This is a genomic window from Arthrobacter sp. YA7-1, from assembly GCF_025960325.1.
GTDB classification, from domain to species: Bacteria; Actinomycetota; Actinomycetes; order Actinomycetales; family Micrococcaceae; genus Arthrobacter; species Arthrobacter bambusae_A.
In genome coordinates this window covers 398,203-410,207 of record NZ_CP110114.1, presented here as the reverse complement: position 1 = coordinate 410,207, position 12,005 = coordinate 398,203, and the positions used below count along the sequence as shown (strand labels likewise).

Here is a 12,005-nt window from a genome sequence, read left to right as displayed (position 1 = left end):
ACCCGAAGGAGCAAGCTAATGACCAAGGTAGTGGCATTCATGTCGATGTCCCTCGACGGCTACGTGGCGGACCTTGAGGATGGTGTCGACGAGGTCTTCGACTGGTACTTCGCAGGCGACGTCGACGTCCCTACCTTCAACCCGGGCTTCACATTCCATGTTTCCGAAGCGAGTGCCCAACACCTACGGACCTTGATGGGTGAGGTGGGTGCGATGCTCACCGGGAGACGCACCTCCGACCGGGCCGACGCTTGGGGCGGCCAGCACCCGTTCGGCGTGCCCGCGTACGTCGTGACTCATCAGATGCCCGAGGGGTGGCCCCGTTCCGACTCCGCGGTGCATTTCGTCACCGACGGGCTGGAAAGCGCTGTCGGGCAGGCAAAGGCGGCCGCTGGCGACAAGATCGTCGGCATGCACGGGCCGGACACCATTCGGCAGTGCCTCGATGCCGGTTTGCTCGACGAGATCCGCATCGACCTGGTTCCGCTGCTGCTCGGATCCGGTATCCGGATGTTCGATCGCGTTGAGAACGTGCCGCTCACTTTGGGCAACCCGACCGTCGTCGAGGGCGTTGGCGTCACCCACTTGAGCTATCCGGTCCTCAAGGAGTAGGCGTCACGCAGGGCAGCTTTTTGAGTCCGTGCCACGAGCCAAGCCGCGGAATTCCGCGGTTGTCAAACCCAAAGGAATCCAAAAAGTCGCGCAGCGTGACGCGCCCCCCGTTGCAACAGCCCGGAAACTACCCAGAGTGGGCCTCGAGGAACGCGTACACCTCGGTCTCGTCGACGCCGGGGAACGCACCCGGGGGCATGGCGGCCAACAGGTGCGAATGGGCGCGCGCGGACGGCCAGGCGTTGCCTGCCCAGGAAGAAGCCAACGACGCCGGCGGGCGCTTGCAGCAGTTCGGGTCCGGGCACGTCGAAGTAGCCCGCGCCGTCGTCTCCCTCCCGCGGAACCACTTCACGTGCTGGTACGGCACGCCGATGCTGAGCGAGAACTCGCCCGCCGCCGAGCGCTCGGTCCGCGCCGTGCACCAATAGGTGCCTGAGACGGTGTCCGTGTATTGGCTGTAGGCGCTGAACTTGTCGGGAACGTCGAACACCGCCCGCGAAGTCCATGCTTTGCACGCCGGCTGGCCCTCGATGGCGCCGGTGTGGTCCTGGGGGAACGCCACGCCGTCGTTCTCGTAGGCCTTGTAGATGATGCCGCTCTGGTGGGTTTTCTGGAAATGTGTGGTGATTCCCAAGTGCTTCGTCGCGAGGTTGGTGAACCGGTGGGCCGCAGTTTCATAGGAGACGGCGAAGGCGTCCCGGATGTCCTCGACCGCGATCTCCTTGGCAGCTTTCGCCTTCTGCAGGAACTCGAGGGTGGCGTTCTCGGGCAGGAGGAGCGCCGCGGCAAAATAGTTGGTCGCGACGCGCTGCGCCAGGAAGTCGCCGTAGTTCTTGGGCGTTTCGTGGCCCAGGACGTAGTGCCCCAGGGCCTGCAGGAGGACCGAGCGGGGATCGTGGTCCTGCCGTTGGCTTTGCGTGAGATAAATTCGGTGATTCTTTAGATCAGTCACTGAACGGGTGGAATGGGGCAGGTCGCCCACGTGGTGCAGGGTGAATCCGAGGTGGTCCGCGATGTCCGCAATGACGTGCTGGCTCAAGGGTCCGGTCGTGTAGCCAACGCCTTTGAGGACCTTTTGCGCTTCGGCCTCGTACTCCGGAAAGTAGTTGCCGCGCTCCCGCATCATGGCACGCAGTTCGCCGTTCGCGCGCCGAGCCTCTTCCGGCGTCGCAACCTGCTCGTTGAGCTTGCGTTCAAGCTCCTGCAGGAGGCCCACTTGCGACTCGAGGACATCGAGCGGAAGCCGCGCGCTGACGCGGACTTTGGGCAGGTTCAGCGACTCGTACAGGGGCCCGCGCTGGTACCGTTCCAGCTCGATTTCCAGGGCCGCGCGGCGGCTGGGCGGTTCGGCCCCGAGGAGCTGTTCGATGCCGACATTCAGTGCCGCGGCGAGCTGCGTCAGCAGGCCCAGTTTGGGCTCCCGCTTGCCGTTCTCAATGAGGCTCAGCTGGCTCGGTGCGGTCCCGACGGCGACGCTCACGTCGTCGAGGGTCAGCCCGGCCTGCTTGCGCAGATACCGCACGCGGCGCCCCAGGCTGATCACGTCCAGCTCGGCGGTGGAAGCAGACGACGACGGCGACGGTACTTCGCGGTTCCAGCTCACAGGTGACATTTCTTGAGGATACGCGAAGAAGTGCATTTCTTTCCATGGTTTCCATCTAGAAAGCCTCGTGGAAGTGCTGAAAAGTAATAACCACGAAGTCCCGGTCGGAATGATCTGCAATGGCGCAGCCAAGGCCGGCCGGGGCGGCAAACTCAGCAACACGCCAAAACAGCGTCAAAGGAGACAGAACAATGACCGCAGCATTTGAACCAGGGCAGCCCACCTCCGCAACCGAGCAGGCCGCAGCACTGGAGCTCGAATGGGCTGCCAACCCGCGTTGGGAAGGCGTCACCCGCGACTACTCGGCCACCGACGTCGTCCGCCTCCGCGGCCGTGTCTCCGAGGAACACACCCTGGCCAGGCGCGGCTCCGAGAAGCTGTGGAAGCAACTCACGGAGGAAGCCAAGACCGGCGCTTACACCAATGCCCTCGGCGCGCTGACCGGCAACCAGGCGGTGCAGCAGGTCAAAGCCGGCCTGCGGGCCATCTACCTCTCCGGCTGGCAGGTCGCGGCCGACGCCAACAACTCCGGCCACACCTACCCGGACCAGTCGCTCTACCCGGCCAACTCGGTTCCCACCGTGGTCCGCCGCATCAACAACGCCCTGCTCCGCGCGGACCAGATCGAATTCTCCGAGGGCATCCAGACGGTCGAGGACTGGCTGGTCCCGATCGTCGCCGACGCAGAAGCTGGTTTCGGCGGCCCGTTGAACGCCTACGAGCTGATGAAATCCATGATCCAGGCCGGCGCCGCGGGCGTGCACTGGGAAGACCAGCTCGCCTCCGAGAAGAAGTGCGGCCACCTCGGCGGCAAGGTGCTCATCCCCACCCAGCAGCACGTCCGGACACTGAACGCCGCCCGCCTCGCGGCCGACGTCGCGGGCACCCCTTCGGTGATCATCGCCCGTACCGACGCCGAGGCAGCCACCCTGATCACCTCCGACGTCGACGAGCGCGACCAGGAATTCATCCTCCGCGAAGCGGGACAGCCGGTCCGCACGGCGGAGGGTTTCTACAAGGTCCGCAACGGCATCGAACCCTGCATCGCCCGCGCCAAGGCCTACGCCCCGTACTCGGACCTCATCTGGATGGAAACCGGCACCCCGGACCTGGAACTCGCCCGCAAGTTCGCCGAGTCCGTCAAGGCCGAGTTCCCCGACCAGATGCTCTCGTACAACTGCTCGCCGTCGTTCAACTGGCGCAAGCACTTGGACGACGCCACCATCGCGAAGTTCCAGCGTGAACTCGGCGCCATGGGCTTCACCTTCCAGTTCATCACCCTGGCCGGCTTCCATGCCCTGAACTACTCGATGTTCGACCTCGCCCACGGCTACGCCCGCGAAGGCATGAGCGCCTACGTCGAACTCCAGGAGAAGGAATTCGCCTCCGAGTCCCGCGGCTACACCGCAACCAAGCACCAGCGCGAAGTCGGCACCGGCTACTTCGACGACATCGCAACTGCGCTCAACCCGAACGCATCCACCCTGGCCCTGGTGGGATCCACCGAAGAAGGCCAGTTCCACTAATCCCCAGCCGCCCCCTCCACTCGCAAGCTCGCGAGGGAACCCGGCGGCCGTGGGCCCACTTCCCCCCAACTAGGTAGCACTAGGTGTCGTTTTGAGCCCTCAAAACGACACCTAGTGCGAGTCAGTTGGGACCATTCAAGGAGCCACTCCCATGAACAGCTTCACTGACAATTACACGCTCAACGGCATCACGCTGACCGCCCAGCCAATTCACCGGCAGAACGAGGTACTTACCCCGGATGCCATTGCGTTCGTGGCAGCCCTGCACCGCGCGACGGCGGAGCGCCGCCAGGAGCTGATGCAGGCGCGGCACGCACGCCGTGGCCAGATCGCGAGCGGCCAGGATCCGCGGTTCCTCCCGGAGACGGCGGACATCCGCAACGACCCGAACTGGCGCGTCGCTCCCCCGGCCCCGGGCCTGGAGGACCGCCGGGTGGAGATCACTGGGCCGGTTGACCGGAAGATGACCATCAACGCGCTCAACTCGGGCGCCAAGGTGTGGCTGGCCGACATGGAAGACTCCTCCACCCCCACGTGGCGGAACGTCATCCAGGGCCAGCTGAACCTCACGGACGCCTTGGAACGCCGGATCGACTTCACGTCAACCGACGGCCACAACAGCAAGGAATACAAACTTCGTGCCGCCGATGAGCTGCCGACCATCGTGGTCCGGCCCCGCGGCTGGCACCTCCCGGAGAAGCACATGCTCATCGACGGGAAGCCCGTTGCCGGCGGCGTGGTGGACTTCGGCTTGTTCTTCTTCCACAACGCCCGCCGCCTGCTCGCGCAGGGCAAGGGCCCTTACTTCTACCTGCCCAAGATCGAGAACCACCTCGAAGCCCGCCTCTGGAACGACATCTTCATCCTGGCCCAGGACCTGCTCGGCATCCCGCAGGGCACCATCCGCGCCACGGTGTTGATCGAGACCATCACGGCGGCATTCGAGATGGAGGAGATCCTGTACGAGCTGCGCGATCACGCCTCGGGCCTGAACGCCGGCCGCTGGGACTACATCTTCTCCGTCATCAAGAACTTCCGCACCCGCGGCCCCCGTTTCGTGTTGCCGGACCGCGCCCAGGTCTCCATGACCCAGCCGTTCATGCGCTCCTACACCGAGCAACTGGTCCGGGCGTGCCACCGCCGCGGCGCCATGGCGATCGGCGGCATGGCCGCTGCCGTTCCCAACCGCAAGGACGAGGCCGCCAACACGGCAGCGTTCGAGAAGGTCCGCGCGGACAAGACCCGCGAAGCCGGCGACGGTTTCGACGGTTCCTGGGTCGCGCACCCTGACCTGGTTCCGGTCTGCCGCGAAGTGTTCGACGGCGTACTCGGCGAGCGTCCGAACCAACTGGACCGCTCACGCGAGGATGTCACCCCGGACGACCGGGCCCTGATCGACGTCGCCTCCACCGAGGGAACCATCACCGAAACCGGCATCCGGAACAACATCGAAGTGGGTATCCGCTACATCGAGTCCTGGCTGCGCGGCAACGGCGCCGTGGCCATCCACAACCTCATGGAAGACGCGGCCACCGCTGAGATCTCCCGCTCCCAGCTGTGGCAGTGGATCTACTCCCACGCCATCACCGACACCGGTGAAGTCATCACCCGCGAATGGATCAACGACCTCCTGGACGAGGAGTTCGCCCGCCTGGAACGCTTCGATGACGACCGGTTCAACGATGCCCGCAGTATCTTCGAGGAAGTCACACTGGCTGAGGAGTTCCCGACCTTCCTGACCATCCCGGCCTACGCCCGCTACCTCACGGAGGCCCGCGAAGAAGCCACCAAGGAAGAACTCGTAGCGGCCTGAGCCCAAAGATAGAGCCCCCGTCCGCTGGGCTGCCTGCACTCTTCGCAACAAGTGACCCCGATGGTCGGGGAGGCAGCCCAGCGACGGACCCCTCACCACCCAACTAATACAAAAGTAGGGGTGGATCAGGCTGCGGTGACCGGAGTGATCGTGACGTCGTAGCCGAGGCTGTTGAGCTGCTTGATGGCGTTGTTCTTGGCGCGGGTCGGGTTGATGCGGGTGAAGTGGTCAGCTCCGGGCTCGTTGTAGCACTCGCCGTTGGCGAGCATGTGCCAGGCCGCGGTGAGGATGGAATGCTCGACGGCGACGAGGGCTTTGTTGCGTCCGCTTCGGGCCGTGATGCGGTGGTATCTCGCGGCGAGGTAGGTGTTCTTGGACCGTGCGGCCGCCATAGCCGCGATGCCGAGGGCTCCCTTGAGGTATTTGTTCCCGGGCAGGATGTGCGCGGATTTGATCCGTCCGGCGGATTCGTTCGCGCCGGGACAGACGCCGGCCCAAGACGCGAGCCGGGCGGGGGTTTCGAACACGGCCATGTCCGCTCCGGTTTCGGCGATGATCACCTCGGCGACCCTGCGGGAGACTCCGGGGATGGCGGCCAGGGCTTCCCTGGCGTCGCGAAAGGGTTCCATCGCCTCCTCGATCCGTGCCGTGAGGGCCTCGATGACCCGGGTGTGGGTGTCGATCTGGTCCAGGTGCAGGCGGGCCATGAACGCGTGGTGGGGTTTGAACCGGCCGGTGAGCGCGTCGACGAGGGCCGGGATCTTCGAGCGCAGCATGCCCCGGGCCATCCCGGCCAGCACCTCTGGGTTGCGTTCTCCGTTGATGAGGGCCTCGAGGATGTTCCGGGAGGAGACCCCTGTCAGATCCGAGACCACCGAGGAGAGCTTGATCCCGGAACTCTCCAGGAACTTCTCCAGCCGCTGGATCTCCCGGGCCCGGTCGCGGGTGGCGATCGCACGGGCCCGGGTCAGGTCCCTGAGCTCACGGATCGGTTCCGGCGGCACGAACGAGGCCCGCAACAACCCGAAAGCGGCCAACTGCGCCAGCCAGGCCGCGTCGGAGACGTCCGTCTTGCGGCCGGGGATGTTCCGGGCCGCCTTGGCGTTGACGAGCATCACCGGCAGCGTCTCCTCCATCAGGTAGTAGAAGGGCTTCCAGTAATCACTGGTCGCTTCCATCACCACCGTGCTCACATGTTCGCGTTCCAGGAACTCACGCAGCTCCAGGATCTGATGCGTGTTCGCGGCCCAGGTCGTAACCGTTGATGTGTAGGTCCCGGCCCGCGGGCCCGGGACCCGCACGCAGACTTTCGCGTCGCGTTTGGAGATATCCAACCCCGCGGCCCGCTCGTGAACAATGTCCATAACGACTTCCCTCCAACACCCTCAGACGGCCATCTACTGTGTCCGTCTCGGGGAGGACAGGGAAAATATTCAGGAATCTAATACCCGTGCTTCAAAGCAACAATCCACGGTTCCCGTGGAAGTCCTCCACGCCACGCTAACTCACGGACTCAAGGCACCAAGTTGGGTCGGCGTTCACCGAGACGAACACCTCCATGATCACCGAGCCGCCCGGAGAGAGCCAGAGTCTTGGTGAGCCAGACGCATACTTTCCCGGCCCACGGCGCACCAGCGGCGCTCATCCGCTAACTCGCAGTTGTTGTCGTTTTGGAGCGTCATAACGACAACAACTGCGAGTTAGTTGGGTAGGCGACGACGGCGGGACCCGCCTACCATCGTGAGCGCACCTAACGTTGCCGGGCCACCCAGCGCACCGAGACGGTGGTGCAGACGCAGAACGCGGCCACCGAGCCAAGGATGACGAGGAGCGGCACGGTCCAGCTGCCGGAGATGCCGTGCACGTAGCCGATGATGGTGGGAGCCAGGGCCGCGAAGCAGTAACCGACCCCCTGCACGACGGCGGACATCTTGCCTGCCGAGGCCTGGTCGCGGGCGAACCTGATGATGGCGATGAAGATGACCGTGATGCCGCCACCCTGGGCGACTCCGCCGAGCGAGGACCACAGCCACCACCAGCCCGGGGCCAGCAACAAGCCCAACGGCACCGTGAGCCACAAGGCACCCAAGGTGGCCGCTACCGCCGTCGTACTGGTAAAACGGGCGAGCAGCGGCACGCCGAGGCCACCGACAATCGCGAAAATCTGGAAGAGCGACGATCCCGCACCGGCTTGTGCGGTTCCCATGCCCAGCTCGTCGGCCAGGAAGCTCGGAAGCCACGCGGTCACGCCGTAGTACGAGAATGCCTGGCCTGCGAAGCCGAGCGTCAGGCCAACGGTCAGCCAGCCAACGCCGGAAGCCTTCCCGCCCCGCGATCCCTCGGCGGCCGGCACCGCAGCCGGAACGAACGCGCGGCGGGCACCGACCGTGGGGATCCAGAACAAGATGGCCACCAGCGCCAGGAGGGCACTCGCCGCGAGGGCAAGCCGCCAACCCACAAGTTCCGCGAGCGGTGCGGTGGCCACCGAGGTCAGGAAGGACCCGATGTTCAGGGCCGCCGTGTAGACGCCCATCGCTGTTGCCTGGCGCCGCGGCGCGAAGTCCCGGCGGATGATGAGCGGCACTGCGATGTTCCCGATGGTGATGGCGAGGCCGATGAGGACCGTACCCGCCATGACCGGAACGCCGCCGCCGCTTGAGCGGATCACGACGCCGGCCAGCACGCCCACCAGCGTGAGCATCACTGCGAATTCAGCGCCGAACCTGCGTCCCGCCATCGAGGCCAGCGGCGCGGCGAGCGCGAAGCAGAGCACGGGAATGCCCGTCAGCAGCCCGAGTTCCACGGGTGAGAATCCAAGGTCCCGTTTGAGGGAATCCACCACCGGCGCCACCGCGACGAAGGGTCCTCGCATGTTGAGGGCGATGAGGCCTATGCACGCGAGGATCAGCCAGCCTCGTGGGACCTTGGCGAGGAATTGGCTGGTCATGGGGTGCGCTGGAGGGCGGGGAAAGTAGGCATCACCTTCATTGCTATCACGGCATGCAGCTGCGGAACGCCATAAGTCGCCGCTCAGCCCGTTGCCTGCAGCGTGGCTTCAATCACGGCCGGGGACAAAACGTGCTGGGTGACCATCTGGCTCGCACCCAGGATCGCGGCCTGGTCGCCCGCCATCGAGATGCCGATGCGCAGGTGCGAGGTGGCCAAGGGAAGGGAGCGCCGATAGACGACTTCGCGGATACCGGCCACAAGGTGCTCACCGGCCTCCCCCATGCTGCCGCCAATCACGATCATGGAGGGGTTGAGCAGATTGACCACGGTTGCCAGGACATCGCCGACGTCGCGTCCGGCCTGCCGGAGTGCCTGGATCGCCTGGAGGTTTCCGTCGGCCACGAGATGCAGCACATCGCCGCCGTTGCTGGCAGCGAGTCCTTGGGCGTGGAGCTGGCGGGCGACCGCGGGTCCCGAGGCGAGCGCTTCAAGGCAGCCGTAGTTCCCGCAACGGCAGAGGACGTCGTCGCCGCGGGGAACCCGGACGTGGCCGAGGTCCCCGGCCGTGCCGTTGGCACCGCGCTGCAGCTCGCCGCTGCTGATGATGCCCGCGCCGATGCCCGTGGCGATTTTGATGAAGAGCAAATTGTCGTGGTCCGGCCAGTAGGCCGTGCGTTCGCCGAGGGCCATGATGTTGACGTCGTTGTCCACGAGGACCGGGACCGGCAGCGAGCGTTGCATGTAACGGACCACGTCGAACCCGTCCCAGCCGGGCATGATCGGTGGTTTGATCGGCCTGCCGCTGTCGTGTTCCACCGGTCCGGGCAGCCCGATGCCGATTCCGGCAAGGTCTTCAAGCTTGCGGCCTGCCTCGGTGAGGAGCTCCCGCCCTGCAGCCACCACCCTGCCGAGCACCACCTCGGGACCGTCAGCGACTTCCTGCGCGAGGCGTCGCTCGGCCAAAACAGTTCCACCGAGATCGGTGACGGCGACGATCACGTGCGTAGCTCCGACGTCGACCGCCAGGACAACACGGGCCGCAGGGTTGAAGGCAAAGCGCGACGGCGGCCTGCCGCCGCTGGAACTCGCCTCGCCGGCCGGGCCCACGAGTCCGGAGTTCATCAGGGCGTCGATGCGCGAGGCGACGGTGGAACGGGCGAGCCCGGTAGTGATGGCGAGTTCTGCCCGGGTTCGTGCCTGGCCGTCGCGAAGAAGCTGAAACAGATCTCCTGCACGCGAAAGGCTCCCGGCGTCCTGTACGGGGCCGTCTTTGCCGGGGTCTTTTCCGGGTGCTGAGGTCATGCATCAGTGATAGCACGATTGCTTATGGGTGTCACGCAGTAAAAAGATTGTCGAATGTTTTTCAACTTTTGCTTGCTCATCGACAAAAGTCGTCGTAGGTTGTTTGTGAGAAGGGTCACGTAGCCCACGAAGCCACGCTGAAACTCCAGAGACTCCGTTTACGAAGAGGTAACTGATCTTGTCCAGCCACTCACAGGCAACACCGCTAGGATCACCGAAGCCCCTCGGCGTCGGCATCCTTGGCGCCGGCCCGGTCACCCAAGCAATCCACCTTCCCTCCCTGGCCCGGCTCCGTAACATCCTGGAAGTCCGCCACATCATGGACGTCGACGCCGCGGTCGCCGAATCGGTCGCAGCCCGCGTCGGCGCCAACCACAGCACCAGCATGGACGCGCTCCTGGGCGATCCCGACGTCGACATCGTGGCCATCTGCAGCCCCCACCAATTCCATGCGGACCAAGTCATCGCAGCGTGCCGCGCGGGAAAGAAGGCCGTCCTCTGCGAAAAGCCTTTCGCCATGAGCGGCGAGGAAGCAGCCCGGATTTCGGCGGTCAGCGCGGAAACGGGCGTGCCGATCATCGTGGGCGCCATGCACACCTTCGATCCAGGCTGGCTCGCAGCAGAAGCCAACTGGGGCGATCTGCCCGAGAACGTCCACACCATCCGCTCTTCCATCGTCCTTCCGCCCAATGCCCGCTTCGAAGACTTCGCCACCGAAATCATCACGCGGCCCGCAGGCGGCACCCCCGACTACAGCGACATCGAGGTCATCAAGAGCGCCCTCCGCGGCGGCATCATGGGACTCGCCATCCACGACCTCCCCCTCGTCCGCCGCTTCACCCCGGACTTCGAGGACCTCGAGGTGCTGCAGGCACGCCATGTGCGCCCCTTCGGTTACGTGATCTCGCTGCGTTGCGGAAAACACGGCGCCGGTGACCGGATCATCGAGCTCAGGGCAGCCATGAACTCCACCTGGAAGCCGGAATGGGCGTTCGAAGCGATCTCGGACGACGCAGCCCTTCGCGTGGACTTCACCCCTTCCTACGTGCAGGCGGGTTCCGCCGTCGCAACCATCACCCGCAATGCCACGAGCACCACCTACGGACCCTTCGAGCACAACGGCTACGAGGGCGAATGGCGCGAACTCGCCCAACTGGCACTCGGAACAAAGCAACCGCCGTCCGCTGAGACCCTCATCAATGACCTCACCTTCGCGATAGCCATTGCCGACGCCACAGTGGATGTTGCGGCCGCGGAACACGCGAACAGCCATGCAGGAGCCCGCTCATGAGCACCCAGTACACGGTCGCCGCCACCCCGCGGGCCGAAGAGAGCGGCGCGGTAGGACTCGCGGTCGCGTCGCTTCCTGCGAGCTTCGGCCCCGTGGCCGCCGGGGAGGCCGCACGGATCTCCGCCCTCGACGGCACCCCCGGCTGGACCACGGAGGCCATCAAGGCGATCGACGGCGGAGCATCGGGCATCGTCGTCGTCAACCCGGTCCCGGAAAATACCGCCGCCCTGCTGGACGCCGCTGAAGCCGCCGGCGTGGCGGTTGTCCTGGACCAACGCTGGGCCTCCAACCCCGGCCTCGCAGGAGCCGAAGACGCCGTCCGCACGGTCGCCGGCCGCGCCGCGATGCTGGACACTGTCGCGACGGCCGCGGCAGGCACGGATCCGGAACGGCTGCTCACCGAGCATCTCGCCGCCGTCGTACGCGTCACCGGACAACTGGACGCGCTTCGCGTCCTGCGCCACGGTCCGCACGGCTACACGGTTTCCGGGCGGCTTGCCAATGGTGCCCCGGTTTCGCTCCAGGGCGTGCTGAGCAACTCCCGGCCCGCCGGCGTCGACTTCCGCCTCTACACCGACGACGGCGGTGTCAGCATTGCGGTCCCGGAACCGCTTGCCGCCTGGCCGGCCGAAGTCCGCGCTACCGGGCCCCAAGGAGAAATCCTCCTGCCCACGCTGTACGAATCCGCCCACCGCACCACCTGGCGCCGGCTCAAGGAACACCTCGACGCCGGCACTCTCCCGTCCGATCTGGCCGGCTTTGCCCGGTTGACGGAATCCATCGCGCACCTGACCTGAACCTGCACTTCTCCTCCACGCAACCAGCGCAATCGAGCAAAACAGAGCACCAAAGCAATCATTAGCCTTCTCGACGACGAGCCGGACCGCACCAAACGCGCAGACCACGCAG

Annotated in this window: 9 protein-coding genes; 5 read left to right on the top strand and 4 right to left on the bottom strand. The window is 65.5% G+C overall.

The window, feature by feature from the left end; translation table 11 throughout:
• Positions 1 to 18 precede the first annotated feature (18 nt).
• Positions 19 to 612 carry a dihydrofolate reductase family protein gene (locus OIT41_RS02010; RefSeq protein WP_264637305.1) on the top strand — a complete coding sequence of 198 codons (594 nt, stop codon included), beginning with the start codon at positions 19 to 21 and terminating at the stop codon, positions 610 to 612.
• Positions 613 to 739: 127 nt separating this feature from the next.
• Here OIT41_RS02010 and OIT41_RS02005 read toward each other — a convergent pair whose 3' ends face one another.
• Positions 740 to 2,251, bottom strand: a complete 1,512-nt coding sequence (locus OIT41_RS02005) for a helix-turn-helix transcriptional regulator (protein WP_264637304.1) — start codon at positions 2,249 to 2,251, stop codon at positions 740 to 742.
• Between the two features lie 155 nt (positions 2,252 to 2,406).
• Between OIT41_RS02005 and aceA the strand changes: the two genes are divergently transcribed.
• Positions 2,407 to 3,741 (top strand): isocitrate lyase, encoded by a 1,335-nt coding sequence (gene aceA, locus OIT41_RS02000; RefSeq protein WP_264637303.1) that lies wholly within the window; start codon positions 2,407 to 2,409, stop codon positions 3,739 to 3,741.
• Between the two features lie 151 nt (positions 3,742 to 3,892).
• The gene (aceB, locus tag OIT41_RS01995) at positions 3,893 to 5,554 is read left to right on the top strand and encodes a malate synthase A (protein WP_264637302.1); all 1,662 of its coding nucleotides are present in this window, start codon (positions 3,893 to 3,895) and stop codon (positions 5,552 to 5,554) included.
• A gap of 125 nt (positions 5,555 to 5,679) precedes the next feature.
• Here aceB and OIT41_RS01990 read toward each other — a convergent pair whose 3' ends face one another.
• The 3 genes from OIT41_RS01990 to OIT41_RS01980 form a co-directional block, all read right to left on the bottom strand.
• Positions 5,680 to 6,918: an IS110 family transposase gene (locus OIT41_RS01990; protein WP_241710937.1), complete on the bottom strand. Its 1,239-nt coding sequence runs from the start codon at positions 6,916 to 6,918 to the stop codon at positions 5,680 to 5,682.
• Positions 6,919 to 7,304: 386 nt separating this feature from the next.
• A complete protein-coding gene (locus OIT41_RS01985; protein WP_264637301.1) occupies positions 7,305 to 8,501 on the bottom strand; it encodes a CynX/NimT family MFS transporter in 1,197 nt (398 codons plus the stop codon).
• Positions 8,502 to 8,584: 83 nt separating this feature from the next.
• Entirely contained in the window at positions 8,585 to 9,805 is a 1,221-nt protein-coding gene (locus tag OIT41_RS01980) for an ROK family transcriptional regulator (protein WP_241710084.1), read from the bottom strand.
• Between the two features lie 178 nt (positions 9,806 to 9,983).
• On the opposite strand from OIT41_RS01980, the gene OIT41_RS01975 reads away from it, so the two are divergent.
• Both OIT41_RS01975 and OIT41_RS01970 read left to right on the top strand, forming a co-directional pair.
• A complete protein-coding gene (locus OIT41_RS01975; protein WP_264637300.1) occupies positions 9,984 to 11,096 on the top strand; it encodes a Gfo/Idh/MocA family protein in 1,113 nt (370 codons plus the stop codon).
• On the top strand, positions 11,093 to 11,893 hold the full coding sequence (locus OIT41_RS01970; protein WP_264637299.1) for a hypothetical protein: 801 nt from the start codon (positions 11,093 to 11,095) through the stop codon (positions 11,891 to 11,893). Before OIT41_RS01975 ends, OIT41_RS01970 begins: the two co-directional genes overlap by 4 nt.
• Positions 11,894 to 12,005: the final 112 nt, after the last annotated feature.

Coding starts and splice junctions, on each gene's coding strand:
- OIT41_RS02010 (WP_264637305.1), top strand. CDS start 19: ATGACCAAGGTAGTGGCATTCATGTCGATGTCCCTCGACGGCTACGTG.
- OIT41_RS02005 (WP_264637304.1), bottom strand. CDS start 2,251: ATGCACTTCTTCGCGTATCCTCAAGAAATGTCACCTGTGAGCTGGAAC.
- aceA (WP_264637303.1), top strand. CDS start 2,407: ATGACCGCAGCATTTGAACCAGGGCAGCCCACCTCCGCAACCGAGCAG.
- aceB (WP_264637302.1), top strand. CDS start 3,893: ATGAACAGCTTCACTGACAATTACACGCTCAACGGCATCACGCTGACC.
- OIT41_RS01990 (WP_241710937.1), bottom strand. CDS start 6,918: ATGGACATTGTTCACGAGCGGGCCGCGGGGTTGGATATCTCCAAACGC.
- OIT41_RS01985 (WP_264637301.1), bottom strand. CDS start 8,501: ATGACCAGCCAATTCCTCGCCAAGGTCCCACGAGGCTGGCTGATCCTC.
- OIT41_RS01980 (WP_241710084.1), bottom strand. CDS start 9,805: ATGACCTCAGCACCCGGAAAAGACCCCGGCAAAGACGGCCCCGTACAG.
- OIT41_RS01970 (WP_264637299.1), top strand. CDS start 11,093: ATGAGCACCCAGTACACGGTCGCCGCCACCCCGCGGGCCGAAGAGAGC.